Source organism: Xanthomonas sp. NCPPB 3582 (assembly GCF_041475735.2).
Lineage (GTDB): Bacteria > Pseudomonadota > Gammaproteobacteria > Xanthomonadales > Xanthomonadaceae > Xanthomonas > Xanthomonas codiaei.
Genome location: NZ_CM192968.1, coordinates 3,742,818 through 3,759,803 on the forward strand (window position 1 = coordinate 3,742,818; position 16,986 = coordinate 3,759,803).

17 protein-coding genes are annotated in these 16,986 nt (G+C 64.6%); 3 read left to right on the plus strand and 14 right to left on the minus strand.

The window, feature by feature from the left end:
• Positions 1 to 134: 134 nt before the first annotated feature.
• From ACCQ05_RS15750 to ACCQ05_RS15780, 7 genes are all read right to left on the minus strand, one after another.
• Positions 135 to 1,025, minus strand: coding sequence for a restriction endonuclease (locus ACCQ05_RS15750; protein WP_372391425.1), 891 nt, complete (start codon positions 1,023 to 1,025; stop codon positions 135 to 137).
• 40 nt (positions 1,026 to 1,065) lie between these two features.
• Positions 1,066 to 1,374: a type II toxin-antitoxin system RelE/ParE family toxin gene (locus tag ACCQ05_RS15755; protein WP_372391427.1), complete on the minus strand. Its 309-nt coding sequence runs from the start codon at positions 1,372 to 1,374 to the stop codon at positions 1,066 to 1,068.
• Positions 1,375 to 1,380: 6 nt separating this feature from the next.
• Complete coding sequence (locus ACCQ05_RS15760; RefSeq protein ID WP_372391430.1) at positions 1,381 to 1,644, minus strand: YlcI/YnfO family protein; 264 nt, start codon at positions 1,642 to 1,644, stop codon at positions 1,381 to 1,383.
• Positions 1,645 to 1,839: 195 nt separating this feature from the next.
• Positions 1,840 to 2,790: an IS481 family transposase gene (locus ACCQ05_RS15765; protein ID WP_372391432.1), complete on the minus strand. Its 951-nt coding sequence runs from the start codon at positions 2,788 to 2,790 to the stop codon at positions 1,840 to 1,842.
• Between the two features lie 67 nt (positions 2,791 to 2,857).
• On the minus strand, positions 2,858 to 3,460 hold the full coding sequence (locus tag ACCQ05_RS15770) for a hypothetical protein (RefSeq protein ID WP_372391435.1): 603 nt from the start codon (positions 3,458 to 3,460) through the stop codon (positions 2,858 to 2,860).
• Positions 3,450 to 3,980: a MarR family transcriptional regulator gene (locus ACCQ05_RS15775; protein WP_372391437.1), complete on the minus strand. Its 531-nt coding sequence runs from the start codon at positions 3,978 to 3,980 to the stop codon at positions 3,450 to 3,452. The genes ACCQ05_RS15770 and ACCQ05_RS15775 overlap by 11 nt, the downstream gene beginning before the upstream one ends.
• A gap of 130 nt (positions 3,981 to 4,110) precedes the next feature.
• Positions 4,111 to 4,707, minus strand: a complete 597-nt coding sequence (locus ACCQ05_RS15780) for a TetR/AcrR family transcriptional regulator (protein WP_372391439.1) — start codon at positions 4,705 to 4,707, stop codon at positions 4,111 to 4,113.
• A 71-nt stretch (positions 4,708 to 4,778) separates the two neighbouring features.
• On the opposite strand from ACCQ05_RS15780, the gene bdcA reads away from it, so the two are divergent.
• From bdcA to ACCQ05_RS15795, 3 genes are all read left to right on the plus strand, one after another.
• Positions 4,779 to 5,492, plus strand: coding sequence for an SDR family oxidoreductase (gene bdcA / locus ACCQ05_RS15785; protein ID WP_372391441.1), 714 nt, complete (start codon positions 4,779 to 4,781; stop codon positions 5,490 to 5,492).
• 255 nt (positions 5,493 to 5,747) lie between these two features.
• On the plus strand, positions 5,748 to 6,611 hold the full coding sequence (locus ACCQ05_RS15790) for a Smlt3025 familytype IV secretion system inhibitor (RefSeq protein WP_372391444.1): 864 nt from the start codon (positions 5,748 to 5,750) through the stop codon (positions 6,609 to 6,611).
• 25 nt (positions 6,612 to 6,636) lie between these two features.
• Entirely contained in the window at positions 6,637 to 7,962 is a 1,326-nt protein-coding gene (locus tag ACCQ05_RS15795; RefSeq protein WP_372391446.1) for a Smlt3024 family type IV secretion system effector, read from the plus strand.
• A 183-nt stretch (positions 7,963 to 8,145) separates the two neighbouring features.
• Here ACCQ05_RS15795 and ACCQ05_RS15800 read toward each other — a convergent pair whose 3' ends face one another.
• From ACCQ05_RS15800 to pilH, 7 genes are all read right to left on the minus strand, one after another.
• Complete coding sequence (locus tag ACCQ05_RS15800; RefSeq protein WP_372391448.1) at positions 8,146 to 10,818, minus strand: M1 family metallopeptidase; 2,673 nt, start codon at positions 10,816 to 10,818, stop codon at positions 8,146 to 8,148.
• Positions 10,819 to 10,980: 162 nt separating this feature from the next.
• Positions 10,981 to 12,273, minus strand: a complete 1,293-nt coding sequence (locus ACCQ05_RS15805; RefSeq protein ID WP_104539740.1) for an adenylosuccinate synthase — start codon at positions 12,271 to 12,273, stop codon at positions 10,981 to 10,983.
• A 339-nt stretch (positions 12,274 to 12,612) separates the two neighbouring features.
• Positions 12,613 to 12,798: a DUF2065 domain-containing protein gene (locus tag ACCQ05_RS15810; protein ID WP_228964189.1), complete on the minus strand. Its 186-nt coding sequence runs from the start codon at positions 12,796 to 12,798 to the stop codon at positions 12,613 to 12,615.
• Positions 12,799 to 12,934: 136 nt separating this feature from the next.
• Positions 12,935 to 13,399 (minus strand): REP-associated tyrosine transposase, encoded by a 465-nt coding sequence (locus ACCQ05_RS15815; RefSeq protein ID WP_228964190.1) that lies wholly within the window; start codon positions 13,397 to 13,399, stop codon positions 12,935 to 12,937.
• Between the two features lie 399 nt (positions 13,400 to 13,798).
• Positions 13,799 to 14,662 (minus strand): protease modulator HflC, encoded by an 864-nt coding sequence (hflC, locus tag ACCQ05_RS15820; protein WP_104539742.1) that lies wholly within the window; start codon positions 14,660 to 14,662, stop codon positions 13,799 to 13,801.
• Complete coding sequence (hflK, locus tag ACCQ05_RS15825) at positions 14,662 to 15,795, minus strand: FtsH protease activity modulator HflK (RefSeq protein ID WP_104539743.1); 1,134 nt, start codon at positions 15,793 to 15,795, stop codon at positions 14,662 to 14,664. The genes hflC and hflK overlap by 1 nt, the downstream gene beginning before the upstream one ends.
• 702 nt (positions 15,796 to 16,497) lie before the next feature.
• Positions 16,498 to 16,884: a twitching motility response regulator PilH gene (gene pilH / locus ACCQ05_RS15830; protein ID WP_029219344.1), complete on the minus strand. Its 387-nt coding sequence runs from the start codon at positions 16,882 to 16,884 to the stop codon at positions 16,498 to 16,500.
• Between the last annotated feature and the right edge of the window lie 102 nt (positions 16,885 to 16,986).

A 16,986-nucleotide genomic window follows, 5' to 3' on the forward strand; every position in this document is an offset into this window, starting at 1 on the left:
GTTCCGTACTGCTTGAGGGCCTGCATCACGCCTGCCAGTGAAGCCGCTTCAGCGGCACAAAGTAATTTTTCGGCATCGACAGCCACTTAGCCAGGGGTTGTTTCAAGCATGACGCGCACGATGCTCGGACCTACTTATTCTTTTCCGGCCAGAAACCAAACCGGCTTGAGCGGCAGACGGGCCCTGGCGGTGTCCTCAAGCTGTGAATAGTGCGTGGTCCATAGCTCCACCAACTTCCGCGCATCGATCAGATTGATGCGACGATGCGACTGCCGCGCTTCGTAGTCGGCGTCCTTGGTGAAACCTGACAACGCGACATACAGGCCGACGTCGCCCTCTCCCAGCACAGCCATAAAGCTGCGCAGGCCAGTCACATCGATCCGCGGTGAGTTGGCATTGCGCTTGACCTGCACCTTGATGCGCGGCGGACGGGTGCCGAGCGGGTCATTGTAGGCAATGATGTCGGTGCCACCGTCCTTGCCCGGCGGTGCGACCCAGGCGACGTGATACCCCATCGCCCGTAGCAGCGAGGCCACGAGTTCCTGGAAGTCATACGGCGGCATCGCGGCAAGGTAAGCCTCGATCTCGGCCCATGCCATTTCTTCGGCTTCTTCCAGCGTGATGCTGGCCGATTCCTCGGTAAGTTCGCCTTCGGGATCGTCGACCTCGTCGGCAACGGGCTGGGCACTCTTCCATTTCTTGTACAGCTGCCCCACCGCGCGAATGAACTCCTCTGGGTCCGGATACGCGTCAAGCGCCGCTTCCCCCTCTGGCGTGAGGGTCCAGATGCCTTTGTCCTTGACCAGCCAGCCGGCCTTGACCGGCGCCACGGTGCTGAAGCGCACAATTTTCTCGAAGCGACGGCCGCCGGTTTCGTAGTCGCCCGCTTCGTACTCGGTGAGCACGACCTGCTTTTCCAGCACGGCCAGCGCGTCTGCGGCGCGCATGCCTTCCGGCTGGGTCTTGAGGATATGGAACAGCGCACGGGTCAATTCCCCCGTGCGGCGCCTGCTGATATTGGCCATCTACTTCCCCTGTGGCGCGGCGTTGGCGCCGGCGCCGTGCTTAATGATAGTCGTCTTCACGCTGATGCCTGACTGCCAAAACGGTGACGACCTGATCGCTTTCCACCTCAAACAGCAGTGCGTAGCCGCCGGCACCTAAGCCGATCACCAGCTCCCGCAAGAACGGGTCTGCCACCCCCGCTTTGCGGCAGCTCAACGGGGCCAGTTCAAGCATGGTGACGCCATCGCGGATGGCCTGCAGCGCGCGCTCGGCCACGGTGAAGTCACCTTCGGCACGCTGTAGCAGCCAGTCGTAAAGACGCGCGAGATCCTCGCGCGCTTGCTGAGTGAAGCGGACAGAAAATCCCACCTTGGCTTAGCCCTTACGTGCCTTGCCCAGTTGGGACTGCAGCCCGGACAGAACATCGGTCGCGTCGATGTAGCGGCCAGACGCTTTGGCGCTGTCACGCGAGGCCAGCCCACGTGCAATGAAGGCTTCCTGCTGCTGGCGCTGCTGCACCTGGGCGCGCACGGAGTGCTCGACGAAGCTGGAAAGCGTCTCGCCCTCCTGTAACACAGCTTCGGCCGCTTCGCGCAGCGCCGGGTCTACCCGGAGCGATGGAAGAGATGCGGATTTCATGGCAGGCCCAGTGCGTTGCAATTGCGATGCATCATCGCAAGCGAGCGCCGGTGCTTCAAGGTTTTCTTTGCAGACCTAAGCCGAAGATGTGCAGCTACGCTGATGCAATGGTGCGTAGACGCTGAAGCACGACGCTTGCGCGATCCGGTTCGGCGACCAATCCCGGCAACGCGTTCACAAACGCCGGGTTATCCACTAGCTGTGTAAACCCACCACGTTGTTCAGTGGAATGTGGATGCGGGAGATGGGTGGGCGTTTTCCGAGACTGGCATGGGGCCGATGCCAGTTGTAGTGATGGAGCCAGGGCAATAGGTGCGCGGCACGTTGCTCGGAGTTGTCGTAGCGGTGGGCATAAGCCCACTCACGCAATGCCGTCTGGATGAAGCGTTCTGCCTTGCCGTTGGTGCGTGGGGTATAGGGACGGGTGCGGTAGTGCCTGAGGTTGAGGCGCCGGATGGTGCGGGCGAAGGCCTTGGAGCGATAGCAGGCGCCGTTGTCGGTCAACACCCGCTGGAAGGTCACGCCCAGGCTACGGTAGTAGCGCAATGCGGCGATCAACGCCCGGCAGGCACTAACACCGCACTCATCTGGATGCAGGCTGGTAAAGGCAACGCGGGAGTGATCGTCGATGGCGACATGGACATACTCCCATCCGGCGCCTCGGCTGGTCTGGGTACGGTCCCCCGTGACGCGATGGCCGGCTTGCTGGAAGCGCCCGAGCTTTTTGATGTCCAGATGCAACATGCCGCCAGGCTGGGGGTATTGGTAGCGCACGACAGGGGGCTTGGGTTCCAGTTCGGCCAGGCGATGCAGGCCGGCACGGCGCACGATGCGCGCGATGGTGCTGTGGCCCACGTTCAGGTGGGTGGCGATCTGCCAATAGGTGGCGCGTTGTCGGCGTTGCTGCAGGATCTGCTCGACCAGTTCCGGCGGCGTGGCATGCGGACAGTGTTGAGGGCGCGAAGAACGGTCCTGCAGGCCGTCCTCTCCCAGCAGGCGGTAGCGCGCCAGCCACTTGTAGGCGGTCCGCACGCTCACGCCACTGGCGTGCGCGGCCTCTTCCACTCGCAAGCCGTGCTCCACGATGCGCTGCACAAGCAAGGCTCGACCTCGTGGCGTCAAACGGGCATGTTTATGCAGGTTCATCCGGGGCTCCTGGGGGCTGGGTTGGTGTGGTAACCCCCATCTTCCAGATCGGCCCCGGATGAACAACCTACTGAGAGATCACAACTAGCCCCACAAACACGCCAGCAACCCACTGCCGGAGGTCTACATGCTCCACCGCGAGCTCTTCCACCAGCTCGGTACGGCCATCGACGACATTGAGGACGTCTTCCAGGTCGTGACTGGAAAGAAAGTCGCTGTTGCCTCGGGTGACGAAGGCTTCGAGCTTGGTTGCCACGAATGCTGTCGCTGTCACCAGGCGGATGGACAGACGATCGCTCAAGGCCACCACTTGGGCCGTCTCTACAGCATGGGCGTACCAGCGGTTTGAGAAGCCAAGCACGCCTTCATCCACCGGCATCAGGTCGAAGAGGACGCCTGACGCTTTGTGTACCCAGCGGCAGACGACGCCGCTCTGCATTTCGCGCGCGAAGCCCTGCGATTCCACACGCGCCTCGATACCGCGGAACCGGGACCAATCAAGATTGACCACCGCATCGACGTCATAGGTGGCGCGGACGTTTTCCGCCAATGGATCCGACACCAGCAGGCCGACGACTGCCCCGCCAAGGAAGACCACCTGGTCGCAAAGTTCGCCCAGTGCATCCGCAATCACCAGTAGATGCGGCAGATTAGGATCGTCAGGCCGCATCACCAAGCCCCAGCAACTGCTTGAGATAGCGCGCTGCAAGCGTGCGCTCGCGGGCACGCCCGCTGCGCAGGGCGTCCTGCAGCGCCAGCAATTGGTGCAAGGCAGGGTCGGCCAGCGCAGCGTTGGGCGCACCTGCCGACAACGGCGACAAGCTGGGGCCTTTGGCCGTGCCCTGCGCGCTTGGCCACACCGGTGCCTCCCCTGGGGAGCTGGCAATGGTAATGGACAGTGGGGGCACGCCAAAGGCCGTAGGAATGCCACGCTTTGGCGGCCCGATGACTGCGGGAAAGGCGTAACGCACGCCGTGGACCGCAAACTCGTGCAGCGCCGTGCGCACTGTCTCCCACCCGCCGCGGCTTTTTTCCAGCGCCAAGCCGGATGCCACCGCGCGCTTGACGCTGCGATGCACCTGAGAAGGGCTCATGCCCAGCGCTTCTCCAAGGGATGCATACGTCCAGGCCTGGCCCGCCTGAGCGACCTGCTTGTACAGCACCACCAGATCCTGGGGCTTCAGTTCCACAGCCGAGCCCGCCTTATTCCATATTCCGGAATATGGAATATCCAGCGAGCGAGCTGTTTTTGCAAGCAGTCTTCGCTAAGCGCTCTGACTAAAAGAGGGTCTACCACTCAACGGCAGAAGCCAGACACGCTCAACCAATTCCCCGCAGCGCCACCCGAAGCGCCTCCCCCGCCAACCGCGCACTCGCCAGCAGACGCTCCAGGCTCTGCCCATGCCGGGCGCTCGCGGACAGCCCGGCCATGGTGGTGCTAACGAAGTCCGCCAGCCGGTCTGCGTCGTGCGGGCACTGCTTGGCGATGTGGGAGCGGATCAACTCCTGGGCGGCGACATGAAAGCCGCAGGCGGCCTCGCGCGCCTGCGGGTCGTTGCTGCGTGTGCCTTCCAGCACCAGGCAGCCGGTGGCGGTGGGGTCTGCGGCGTAGCAGCGCGCTGCCTGCTCCAGTACATCGGCCAGCGCGTCGGCCAGCGGGCGGTTGGCGTCCAGAATTTGCGGCAACGGGATGGCCCCGGTCTGCGCGTAGCGGTCGAGGATGCGCGCATACAGGCCGGCCTTGCTGCCGAAGGCGGCGTAGAAACTGGGCGGGTTGATGCCCAGCGCCTGGGTGAGATCGGCCACGCTCAGTGCGTCGTAGCCGCGCGCATGGAACAGCTGCTGCGCGGTGGCGACCGCTTGATCCGGGTCGAATGCACGCGGCCGCCCGCGGGCCCGGGAGCTTTCTGTAGTCATTGTTACAAAATCCTTGACGGCGGACGAGATCTATTATGTATTGCTCGCTACATTAATTGCGAGGTGGGTGCATGTCAGCGTTCAAAGACAAGTCGGTGTTGGTGCTTGGTGGCAGCCGGGGGATTGGGGCCGCCATCGTGCGGCGCTTCGTGGCCGAGGGCGCACAGGTGACGTTTACCTATGCCGGCTCTGCCGAGGCGGCGCAGCATCTGGCCAGCGACACCGGCAGCATCGCGGTGCTGGCAGACAGCGCCGACCGCGATGCGGTCATCGACACGGTGCGCCTCAGCGGGCCACTGGATGTGCTGGTGGTCAACTCCGGCATCGCCTTGTTCGGCGATGCGCTGGAGCAGGATCCGGATGCGGTGGACCGGCTGTTCCGCATCAACGTGCACGCGCCCTACCACGCGGCCGTGGAGGCAGCGCGGCAGATGCCGTCCGGCGGCCGCATCATCGTGATCGGCTCGGTCAACGGCGACCGCATGCCGCTGCCCGGCATGGCGTCCTACGCGCTGAGCAAATCCGCGCTACAGGGGCTGGCGCGCGGGCTGGCCCGCGACTTCGGGCCACGCGGCATCACCATCAACGTGGTGCAACCGGGCCCGATCGATACCGACGCCAACCCGGAAAACGGGCCGATGAAAGACCTGATGCACAGCTTCATGGCGATCAAACGCCACGGCCGCGCCGAGGAAGTGGCCGGCATGGTGGCTTGGCTGGCGGGTCCGGAAGCGAGCTTTGTCACTGGGGCGATGCATACGATCGACGGTGCGTTTGGGGCATGACGCGGCGAGGTCTGCGTTGATGGCACTGCAGCTCGACACGTGCGACCGATGGCGGCAAACGCCCTCCTTCAACACACATGGCGAGCTGACGTTGCACGGCCAGCCTCCTGGTCCGCCTGTATATCCTGCCGGCAGCGCGTGATCGCATTCCCATGCCATGCGGCGCATGGCACGGGTCATCGCAGGCTTGGTCCTTGCTGTCGCGCTGATCCCAAGTTGCCTATAGTTACGGCGAACCCTGCAATGGATTGACCAATGCACATGATGTCATCCGGCCGGTGCCTGGCCCTTGCACTCGCCGTGGCTGTCACCGGCAGTGCGTGTGCACGGACGCCATCACCCGAACAAGAAAGGACTTCCCCCATGCCAGACAACGTCATCACCGGCCGCACCATCAACGGCCACACCTATTCGGACGCTCCGGTTGACGTAAAGCTGGGGCCGAACACCTTCCGCATCCCCGCCAACTACCTGGACAGCCAGATTGCACCGTGGTCCGTCGAGGTGGTGACGCTGGTCATCGAGTGGCCAGATATGACCCCCACCCCGCCCGGTGCGCGGGCGAACCCGCGCACGAATGATTTCCGCAAGGAGATCCATGCCTCGATGAATTATGTTGACCGCGTTCCCATTGAGGGATTGCTGGCACGCTATTCATCCAACGAAGCGATTACCGAGCCTGATTCGGTCGAACGAGGTGATCCCGTCGACAGACTCGATCTGCGTATCGCACAGCCTGAAACACTCGGATTGACGCCCTATGCCATCGATGAAGAAAAGATGGCCGTGTACGTTAAAGCGTACGAGGCCCACTATGGCAAGCCTCCAACACGCAACCCTGCGTTTGAGGACGACTGGTACGTCGCGCGCGACTCCAGCGGCAATTTGACCACATTCATCAAGTGCGACAGCAAAAAATTCCGAGCAGATGGCGTTCGGCTGGAGGGATCTGAAGTAGTTCATGAAAAAGGTGCCGTCGCTGCAAGTTGCGTCCACTACTTCTCCGATATCGAGAACAAACTTTCCATCAGTCTCAACTACAAGCGTGCATTCTTGAAGGACTGGAAACGCATGGAAGATGCAGTAAAAGAAGTACTGGCACGCACCAAGGTCAGGTGATCAGCGTATTGACAGGGAGTAAAACATGAGTGGACTGACTGGGCGAGATATCGAAATCCTTGCCAGCTATGCGGATAAAGGCAATCGCGAGTTGTATTGGAACTATCTTTCGCAGCTGGATGGTGCGGACGGCTACGGTACGCTGGCGCTGGGCGTGGTGCGCAACGACAGCTTGCCCGGCCAAGTGGCCAATAGTTATGCACAAGACTATGCCAGGACACAGCACGATACTGGCTCTCGTTTTGCCAATGCGGACTTGAGCGAGCGGCAGTGGGAGGAGTTTGGACAGACACTGCTCAAGAAGGATCTTGAACTTCGGCAAATCTGGTTCCGTCAAGATCGTCCGGATCTGGCGCTGAACCTGCCCGGGGCCTCCGTCATGCTGGCACACGATCAAGCCTTCCTGGACCATGAGCTCGACCCCAACTGCTGGACGCCCCGCGTGCTCCTGCAGGCAGCATTGGAAAAAAGCGGCCCCCAGAAGCTGGAACAGATCTGGACCAACATGCTCGACAACGGGTATGCCGGCGCCACCCGCATCAGCAACACGGGCTATGAGACCTTTGCGCAGATGGGCCTAGCGGCCGGTAGCGAGTACCTGGCCAAGCTCGGCACTACCGAAGCGATCCAGATGCTGGAGGGCCGCTCTGCCGTCGATCCCAATGTCATCGGCAGCAACAGCTTCTACGCGATGTACTTCGAAAAAGAACAGAAGTGGGTGAACGTCAGCGCAGGCGGCGGGCATCTTTCCATGCGCGAAGAGACCAATCCCGGCCGTATCGCCGAACTCGACGATGCCCGCGCCGTCCGCCTGGAGCGGCAGCAGAAAGCCACGCAGTTCCATGAAGACGACCCATACCGCTCCATCACCCGCAGCCCGTTCACCGCGTCGGTCGATGACATGCCTGATCGGATGCTGCCGCCCACCAAGCTGGCCGATATCGGCCCTGATCATCAGGACTACGCACTACTGCAGCAGGTGCGAGCGGGCGTAAGCGCGATCGATGCGCAGGCTGGGCGCACGCCGGACGAAAACAGCGAGCGCCTCATCGCCAGCGTGATGACCCTCGCACGCCAGAACAACCTGGACCGGGCCGACCATGTGGTGCTGAGCGCACAGACCGCCGACAGCCCGGCCGGCCGCAACGTGTTTGTGGTGCAGGGCGAATTGAACAATCCCGCGCACCTACGCGCCCACATGCCCACCGATGTGGCCGTGCAGACGCCGGTGGAGCAGTCGCTGCAGCGGCTGGAAGTGACCAGCGCGGAACGCCAACAGGCCTTGGCGCAGAGCCAGCAGCAGGAGATGGACAACCGGCAGCGTGAGAGTGCAGCAATCCGCATGGGGTAAGCGATGCTGCGTGTCGGCGCCTCCGAGGCAACGCCACCCCGGGGCCGCCCTAACGGGGGGGCGGCATCGCTGCCCTCCCCGTCAGGATCACGTGGCGCGCCAGGGTGGAGAAAGCTTTCCGGGAGTAGGCTTTGGGCTTGTCGACGGCATCCGATGCAGCCAAGGCTGCACAGCGCGCGTGAATCAAGCCTTGCGCGCCTGCAACCACGCCCTGATCTGCGGCACACGCTGATCACGCAGCCGGACCCGCGTCTGGATGGTGCCGATCGCGGTGTCCGCCTCGCGGCGCGAGGTGGGGGCGATGTACTTGTCCGCAAACGCCTTGATCCTGTTGACGGTATTGAGGTCGAACGAGCCATCCGCCAGGCCGGGGTAGTAACGCGCACGCGAGGTGGTGTCGACCAGTGCGTCGACTTGGCTGCGATGGGCAACGGCGAAATCGAACGCCAGCTCCGGGTGCTCCTCTGCGACCGCACGGATCATGCTGGCGGCATTGGTCGCCCCAGGTTCGCTGGTGAGGGCCAGCGCCAGGGCGCGCTCTGCCAGTGCCGGGTCCTTGGCCTGTGCAAGATAAAGATAGTCCTCATCGCGCACCATCGCGGAGGTTTCCTTTCTTGCCATTGCCTGCAGTACTTGCCAGGTGGCGGCATCGGCATGCCGGGCGACGATGCCGAGCACGGCACTGCGCAGCTCCGGCGACAGCGCGGCGGGCGTGGCCTGGAAGGCAACGAAGCGGCGCTGCGCTTCGGCGATCACCGCAGGGTCGTCCAGTGAGCTCAGCGAGGTGATCAATTGCGCGCGTAGTTGCTTGACCTGCGCCGAGTCGCCAGCGCGGTCGTCCCAGCCATAGCGGGCGAACACCGGCGCCAGCCGCGCCAATGCGTAGCTGCGCCAGGCGGTGCGGTCGGCAACACTGTCCGCGAACAGATCATCCAGATCCACGACGGTGCGGGACACGATCTGCCACAGGTCCGGTGCGGCATCGGCCGATAGGTTGGCGGTGAGGTCGAGCAGGTCCGCATCCGGCTGCAGGCCCACCTTGGCCAGTGCCGCGGTATCCAGCAGGACGCCGAGTTGGTCCACCACCGGCAGCGTCGGCAAGCGCGCGGCCAGCGCCTTGAACTGCGCGGGCGCATACAGCGTGCGGTAGTAGCCCTTCTGGCCGGCGTTGACCAGCACCGGGGCATCGCAGCCGGGCAGTGCGAGCTGCGCGGTGCGGTCCACCAACACGCGCTGGGTGTTGCCGGCGCCGTCGCGCACGGTGACCGGCACGCGCCATGTCAGCGGTGTCTTGTTGGGCCGATCCAGGGTGTATTCGCCCTGCTGCAAGGTGAGCGTGGTGGTGCCGGCATCGCAGCGGGTGCTGGCCTTGATCAGCGGCACGCCCGGTTGCTGGGTGAAGTCGTGCGCAATATCGATGAAGTGCTTGCCGGGTGCGACCTTGTCGATCTGCTGCCACAGCTGGCCGGTGACCGCATTACCGTACTGATGCTGCTGCAGATACTGCCGCACGCCGGTGCGCCAGTCGTCCGCGCCCACATAGTCTTCCAGCATGCTGATCACCGCCTCGCCCTTGTCGTAGGTGATGGTGTCGAAGGCCTGGCTGGCCTGCTCCACGGTGGCCACGTGCTGCACCACCGGGTGGGTGGTGGCATAGGCATCGAGCGTCATCGCGTTGCGGCTTTTGTAGGCCGGGCCGGTCTTGTCGATATCCCACTCCGGATGCAGCTTGGCGGTGGTGCGCGCCTCCATCCAGTTGGCGAAGCCTTCGTTGAGCCACAGGTCGTCCCACCAGGCCATGGTCACCAGATTGCCGAACCATTGATGCGCGATTTCATGCGCGGCGATAGTGAACACGTCCTGCCTGTCGCTGACGGTGGACACCGCCGGATCCAGCAGCAAAAAGCGCTCGAAGGTGAAGATGGCGCCCCAGTTTTCCATCGCACCGAAGAACTGGCTGCTGCCGGGCGCGGCGATGTTGTCCAGCTTGGGCAAGGGATAGGGAATGCCGAAGTAGGCGTTGTATTCGTGCAGCACATCGCGGCCGGACTCCAGTGCGAACTGCGCCTGATCCACCTTGCCCTTCTGCGCAATCACGCCGATCTCGGTGCCGTTTTCGGCAGTGACGGTGGCGCGCTCGAACTCTCCCATGCTGACGAACAGCAGGTACGTGGACATTTTCGGCGAGGTCTGGAATGCGATCCGGGTGCGACCATCGGCGCCCGGCGTGGACGATGCCACCGGCATGTTGCTCACCGCCATCTGCCCGGCCGGTGCATGGATGACCAGGTCGAAGGTGGCTTTGAAATCGGGTTCGTCCCACGCCGGCACGAAGCGGCGCGCATCGGAGTTCTCGAACTGGGTGAACAGCGCGCGACGGGAGCCCTGCGCGGTGGGGTAGTCCAGTGCGAACAGGCCATTGGCCTGGGTGCCGATGGTGCCGCTGTACTCCAGCGTGAGCAGGTACTTGCCCGGCGCCAGCGCGGCGCCGGTAGCGATGCTGGCGGTTTGCGCCTCCGCATCGGTGGTGACCTTGGCGACCGCCGGCTTGCCACCTGCCGCGGTCAGCGTGGCCTTGTTGAAGCGCAGATCCGCTGCCTGCAGCACGATGGCATCGGTGGGCACCAGCACGTCCACATCGATGCCGACCTTGCCGTCGAAGCGCATCGCCTCGGCATGCGGGGTGATCTCGATGGCGTAGTGGCTGGGCCGGGCGGTGCGCGGCAGCTGGGTGGTAATGGCCGCATCGGCCGGTGCCGCCGTCGTGGCCTTCGCGGTTTCGGCAGCATGGACCGCGCCCGTCAGGGCGGTGCCGGCGAGGGCCAGCGCGATGGCGGTTACCAGGGGAAGACGCATGGGCAATTCTCGCAAGAGGGCGTGTGGATCGACCCATCCATGATCCTCCTGCGGGCTCATCCGCGCGCACCGCCGAAAGTCATGCCAATGCGCAGCAAGGCTCAAACGCCAACGGCCCGGACAAGCCGGGCCGTTGGTGTGCCACTGCGCGGGGTCAGCCGATCAGGCGAACGGGTCCTGCAACACCATGGTGTGGTCGCGGTCCGGGCCGGTGGAGACGATGCTGATCGGGCAGCCGGCCAGTTCTTCCAGCGCGCGCAGGTAGGCGCGGGCTGCCGGCGGCAACTCGTCCCACACGGTGATGCCGTGGGTGTTCTCGGTCCAGCCGGGGAACTCCAGGTACACCGGGGTGCACTCTTCCCAGCCCTGCGCGTCCAGCGGGGCGTATTCGGTGCGCTTGCCGCGGTATTCGTAGGCGATGCAGACCTTGAGCTTTTCCATGCCGTCGAGCACGTCGAGCTTGGTGATGCACAGGCCGGAGATGCCGTTGATGGCCACCGCACGCTTGAGCGCGACGATGTCCATCCAGCCGCAACGGCGCGGGCGGCCGGTGGAGGCGCCGTACTCGGCACCGCGATCGCGGATGCCCTGGCCCACTTCGTCGTCCAGCTCGGTCGGGAACGGGCCACCGCCCACGCGGGTGGCATAGGCCTTGGCGATGCCCAGCACGTAGTCGATCGCGTCGGCACCCACGCCGGTACCGGCCAGTGCGCCGCCCACGGTGGTGTTGGAGCTGGTGACGTACGGATAGGTGCCGTGGTCGATGTCCAGCAGCGCGCCCTGCGCGCCTTCGAACAGCACGCGTTTGCCCTGCTTGCGCAGGTCGTGCAGGATGCCGGCCACATCCGACTTCATCGGCTGCACGTACTCGCCGAAGGCCAGCGCCTCGTCGAAGGTCTTCTGGAAATCCACCGCGTCCACGCCCAGGTACTTGGTCAGCACGAAGTTGTGGTAATCCAGCGCGGTGCGCAGCAGTTCTTCCAGCTGCGCCGGGTAATGCAGGTCGGCGATGCGGATGCCGCGGCGTGCCACCTTGTCTTCGTACGCCGGGCCGATACCGCGGCCGGTGGTGCCGATGGCCTTGCCGCCGGCGGCCTTCTCGCGGGCCTGATCCAGGGCGATGTGGTAGGGCATGATCAGCGGCGCGGCCGGGCTGATCTTCAGGCGCGAACGCACTTCCACGCCGGCCGATTCCAGCTCGCCGATCTCCTTGATCAGCGCCGCCGGGGAGATCACCACGCCGTTGCCGATCAGGCACAGCGCATCGTCGCGCAGGATGCCGGAGGGGATCAGGTGCAAGACGGTCTTCTTGCCGTTGATGACCAGGGTATGGCCGGCGTTGTGGCCGCCCTGGAAGCGGACGACCGCACCGATCTCTTCGGTGAGCAGATCGACGATCTTGCCCTTGCCTTCATCGCCCCACTGGGCACCGAGCACGACAACTGATTGACCCATGACGGGTGAACTCCTGAGTTTTGCTGCGGCCATCGGGGCCGCGGGATGGGACCGGTTCGGGGCCGACGGCGCCACCATGCGCGCGGCTCCATCGGGGAGCGTTGCGGCGGCCAGACGCCCGGACACGGAAAAAGCCGAACGGAGTGCTCTGGTTGGAGCGTGCCCGGCCGACTTTTGTGCATTATCCGGGTTTCGGGTGACGTGCACTACCCCTGGCGCGCGGGAACGCGGCAGTCTGGTCAATCAGGAGCTGGACCCAGTCCGCGGCCGCCCGGCCCGGCCGGCTGGCGACGCCCAGGCCTCTTCACGCCAATCCCAATGCCGCTCACCGCAGGCCGATCAATGGCGCACGATCCACAGCCCGATGACGGCCAGCGCCAGGGTCACTGCGCCGATGGCCCGCACCTGCGCGACCGGCAGGCTGAAAAGCTGATCGATCATGCGCTTCCAGGCGATGGGCATGGCAAACAGCAGCAGGCCTTCGATGACGAAGATCAGACACAGGGCAGTGAGCAAGTCTTGCATGGGCGATGCGGTATCAGGACGGAATTGTAGTGTGCCTCGATCCGTAGCCACACGCGCTCCTCGCGTAGGAGCGCACCCGGGCGCGACATGGCATTACCGGAAATGCCTTGTCGCGCCCCGGTGCGCTGCTACGCCCTCAAAGCCAGACAGCGTTCCAGAACGGATAATCCCCGATCCGGGTGACCAGTCCAGCCCGGAGCGGGTTGGCTACGATGTATCGCGCTGCTACCCGCAGATCGTCGTCCGTACGCAACGCGTGATCGTGATAACTCCGGCCCCACACCGGTGCGCTCGACTGGCGCTGCACGTTCACCGCTCGCGCTGAACATGCTTCCATGCGCGACACGGCGTCGGCCAATACGGCAACGTGTCCAAGTTGCATCAGAAAGTGCGCGTGATCCGGCATCAACACCCAGGCCAGCAGCGTGGCGTCGGATGGCGTTGCCGCGGTGAACGCGCGACAGGCCGTTGCTGCCAGCCCCCAGTCTGCGAACACGGCGCGACGCTGCCATGTGGCCGTGGTCAGCAGGTAACAACAACTGGGCACCGAATGCCTGCCATGGCGCAGCGCGCGATGTCCTGGAGCGTGGACGTCACCCATGAGGCGATGCTGACGCTCTTCAACATCACGCGCCATCAGTTATTGGTGCAGTGATTGGTGCATCCAGCCCTTGGGAAGTTGCACTGCGCATCATGCTTGAAACCCGCTGGAGACAGCGTTCGCGCCCAGGTGCGCTCCTACGCGATGGCAGCTCTGCATGTCTAGGGGTTTGGGAACCGGCCAGGCGCCTTGTCCATGCATGTTCGGATGCGATGGCATACCAAACGCCGGCATTCATGCTGACACCCGCTCAATGCGGCGGTCGCGCCCGGGTGCGCTCCTATGCACGGTGGCGGATCTTCCTGCCGATGCCAAGGCTTGCCTATGCATGCGCGGCTGCAATGGCGCACAGACAAGAACGCCCGCATGACGCGGGCGTTCTTAATCATGCAACGCGACTCAGCGATCGCTCTTGAGGTACTGCAGGAACGGGTCGTTCTTGTCCAGCACTACCACGCCGTTGCCATCGGTCATCGACTCGCGGTAGGCCTCCAGGCTGCGGTAGAAGGCGTAGAACGCGGGGTCCTTGGAGCCGGCCTGCCCGTAGATCCGCGCGGCTTGGGCATCGCCTTCGCCACGCAGCTTCTGTGCGTCGCGCTCGGCATCGGCCTTGATCACCGTGCTCTCGCGGTCGGCCTGGGCGCGAATGGTCAGTGCCTGCTCTTCGCCTTCGGCGCGCAGCTTGCTGGCTTCCTGCTTGCGCTGGGCACGCATGCGCTCGTAGACGTCGGTGATCACCTGGCTGTCGGTGGGCAGGTCGATCTGCTTGATGCGCAGGTCGGTGATCTGCATACCCAAGCCCTTGATGGCGGCGTTGATGCCCTTGAGCTGGTTGGCGATCAGCTCGCTGCGGTCGCCGGAGACCAGCTGCTGCAGGGTGCGCGAGTTGATCTGGTTGCGCAGCGAGTCGGTGATGATCGGGGCCAGGCGCGAGTTCGCCACGGCCTCCTCGCCGCCGGTGGCGCGGTAGAACGCCCGCACATCGGAGATGTAGCCGATGGCGAAGAAATCCACGCTCACGTCTTTCTGCTCGGCAGTGAAGTATCGCGCCGGGGCGGTGTCCAGCACCTGGAAGCGACGGTCGAACACGCGCACCGATTCCACCATCGGAATCTTGAAGTGCAGGCCGGGCTTGAGGTCGGCGCGCACCACGCGGCCCAGATTGAGCACCATGGCGGTCTGGTCCTCGCGCACCACGAACACCGAGCCCATCAGGCCCAGCAACACGGCGACGATCAGGCCGATGACTAGCGAATTCTTCATTATTCGGTTCCCTCACGGCCGGTCGGACGCGGGCCGCGATCCGGATTACGGATGGCCTCGCTGCTGGCACTCTGCGGCGGGTTGAGCAGCACGTCCTGCGGCACCATCGACGGCATGCCACCGTTGGTGTTGCCACTGGCGTTGGCAGGCTTGTTGGCATCGGCTGGCAGCGGCACATAGATGACCTGACGGCCATCGCTGCCGATCACCTTGCGGTTCTCGGCCAGCACCTTCTGCACGGTTTCCAGCCACAGCCGCTTGCGGGTGACCTCCGGGGCGCCGGCATACTGTTCCTGCAGCAGGGTGAAGCGGTCGGCATCGCCCTCGGCCTTGGAGATCACCGCCTGCTTGTAGCCTTCGGCGCCGGTACGGGTGCGTGCACCCTGGCCGCGCGCTTCCGGCACCACCTTGGCGGCGTAGGCCTGGGCTTCGTTGATCAGGCGCTCGCGCACCTGCTGGGCACCGTTGACCTCGTCGAAGGCCGGCTTCACCTCTTCCGGCGGACGGGCGTCGGGCAGGGTGACGGCAGTGACGGACAAGCCGGTGTTGTAGGCGTCGAGCGAGGCCTGCAGGCGATCCTTGGACGCGATCGCCAGCGGGCCGCGATTGTTGAGCACGGTATTGAGATCGGAACGACCGACCTGCTCACGCACGGCACTCTGCGCGGCCTGCTCCAGCACCAGGTCGGCATTGCGCGAACCGAACAGATACTTGCGCGGGTCGCTGATCTGGTACTGCACGTTGAGCGAGACGTTGACGATGTTCTCGTCGCGGGTCAGCACCGGCACCTGGTTGCTGAAGGTCTTGATCTCGGTGGCATTGACCTTGCGCACCGACTCGATCGGCCACGGCAGCTTGAAGTTCGGGCCAGGCTGCAGGATGCGCGAGAACTGGCCGAAGCGCAGCACCACGCCACGCTGCTGTTCGCCGATGAGCTGGAAGCTGGAGAACAGCACCATCAGCACCACCGCGACCAGGATCCAGCGGCCCACGCCGCCATCGAACAGCTCCTTCAATGGCGCCGGCAGATTGCCCCAGCCCCCGCCATTGCCGCCGCCGCGCGGCCCCCAGGACCTGCGACGGTTGGGATCCGGGCCATCTCCGCCCTTGTTGCCGGGTGTATTCCAGGCCATGCACGCTCCGTGATCGAGGGGCTGTGCGGGCCAGTCCCGCAGTGCCGCCGTGTTGTGTGATTCGCCGATTCTACTAGATGGGGCAGACCCGCCGTTTTGAAAGGCCCGGATCGGTGCATCGGCGGTTTAGCCGCTGGGGCGGATCGAACGCGAAGCGGGTGTCGGCACCGAGCGACCAGCGACATGCCTGCGCGGGCGGGAATCGGAGAACCAGGCGCGCGCCTGCCCCGCAGTGCGATGGCCGGGAGCGAACTACCGATATGTCGCCCGCCTGAGCGGGCAGCCCTGGCCTGCCGGCGCTGGGCTGGCGTGCGTGGGTGCGAGCGGGCGCATCGACGTGCGCCCCGGTCCAACCAAAGGGCGCGTAAGCGCAGATCCGACGTTTGGGGACGATGCGCGCTGCCACGCTGGGCAATGCGCCGACGCCGATGCCTCTGGCTCACCGGAGGCGTAGTGGTTGCGTGCGGGCAACCGCTGCGTCGGTCGCAGGCATGACGCCGCCTGGTGAGTTGACGCGGCCGTGCGCAGCGATGCATGGGGCGTTGCGCCGGCGGCCTTCAACGGCGCATCTGCTCGACCCGTGCACCGGCCGGGGCGAGGATCGCCATGCCGCTTATCCTTATCCCAGCCTGCTCCCATGGAAGCGGGGTGTGCCCCGCCCGCCTGCGAAGGACCTTGTCCGGCAGAGCCTTGCCGACGCGCTCAGGCCGCCGGCGGTTCGTCCTTCTGGTTGAACACGCGTTCCATCACTTCCAGCAGTTCGTCTTCGGAGAACGGCTTGGTGATGTAGGCGCGCGCGCCCTGGCGCATGCCCCACATGCGGTCGGTGTCCTGGTCCTTGGTGGTCACCAGGATCACCGGGATGTGCTGGGTGGTGGGCTCGCGCTTGAGCGTGCGCGTGGCCTGGAAGCCGTTGAGGTTGGGCATGACCACGTCCATCAGCACCAGATCCGGCAGCGACTCCTTGGCGGCTTCCACGCCGGCGGCGCCATCGGTGGCGGTAATGGTCTCGTGTCCCAGCTTCTCGACGATGCGCTGAATCCCCAGCAGCTGCGACGGCGAGTCGTCGACGATCAGAATGCGTGCCATGTGTTTCCCCTAGTGTGCGGCGAGTGTAGTGCGCCGGCAGCGCTTTCGGTAGCTGGGCCGGGCCAACTGCCTGATGCGTGCTGCCTGGCGCCTTGCAAGTGT

What these genes read in the sequence shown, in the direction of transcription:
- ACCQ05_RS15765 (WP_372391432.1), bottom strand. Translation starts at nt 2,790, where the DNA reads ATGAACCTGCATAAACATGCCCGTTTGACGCCACGAGGTCGAGCCTTG.
- ACCQ05_RS15790 (WP_372391444.1), top strand. Translation starts at nt 5,748, where the DNA reads ATGCACATGATGTCATCCGGCCGGTGCCTGGCCCTTGCACTCGCCGTG.
- ACCQ05_RS15810 (WP_228964189.1), bottom strand. Translation starts at nt 12,798, where the DNA reads ATGCAAGACTTGCTCACTGCCCTGTGTCTGATCTTCGTCATCGAAGGC.
- ACCQ05_RS15770 (WP_372391435.1), bottom strand. Translation starts at nt 3,460, where the DNA reads ATGCGGCCTGACGATCCTAATCTGCCGCATCTACTGGTGATTGCGGAT.
- ACCQ05_RS15815 (WP_228964190.1), bottom strand. Translation starts at nt 13,399, where the DNA reads ATGGGTGACGTCCACGCTCCAGGACATCGCGCGCTGCGCCATGGCAGG.
- ACCQ05_RS15780 (WP_372391439.1), bottom strand. Translation starts at nt 4,707, where the DNA reads ATGACTACAGAAAGCTCCCGGGCCCGCGGGCGGCCGCGTGCATTCGAC.
- ACCQ05_RS15760 (WP_372391430.1), bottom strand. Translation starts at nt 1,644, where the DNA reads ATGAAATCCGCATCTCTTCCATCGCTCCGGGTAGACCCGGCGCTGCGC.
- hflK (WP_104539743.1), bottom strand. Translation starts at nt 15,795, where the DNA reads ATGGCCTGGAATACACCCGGCAACAAGGGCGGAGATGGCCCGGATCCC.
- ACCQ05_RS15800 (WP_372391448.1), bottom strand. Translation starts at nt 10,818, where the DNA reads ATGCGTCTTCCCCTGGTAACCGCCATCGCGCTGGCCCTCGCCGGCACC.
- hflC (WP_104539742.1), bottom strand. Translation starts at nt 14,662, where the DNA reads ATGAAGAATTCGCTAGTCATCGGCCTGATCGTCGCCGTGTTGCTGGGC.
- pilH (WP_029219344.1), bottom strand. Translation starts at nt 16,884, where the DNA reads ATGGCACGCATTCTGATCGTCGACGACTCGCCGTCGCAGCTGCTGGGG.
- ACCQ05_RS15805 (WP_104539740.1), bottom strand. Translation starts at nt 12,273, where the DNA reads ATGGGTCAATCAGTTGTCGTGCTCGGTGCCCAGTGGGGCGATGAAGGC.
- ACCQ05_RS15795 (WP_372391446.1), top strand. Translation starts at nt 6,637, where the DNA reads ATGAGTGGACTGACTGGGCGAGATATCGAAATCCTTGCCAGCTATGCG.
- bdcA (WP_372391441.1), top strand. Translation starts at nt 4,779, where the DNA reads ATGTCAGCGTTCAAAGACAAGTCGGTGTTGGTGCTTGGTGGCAGCCGG.
- ACCQ05_RS15750 (WP_372391425.1), bottom strand. Translation starts at nt 1,025, where the DNA reads ATGGCCAATATCAGCAGGCGCCGCACGGGGGAATTGACCCGTGCGCTG.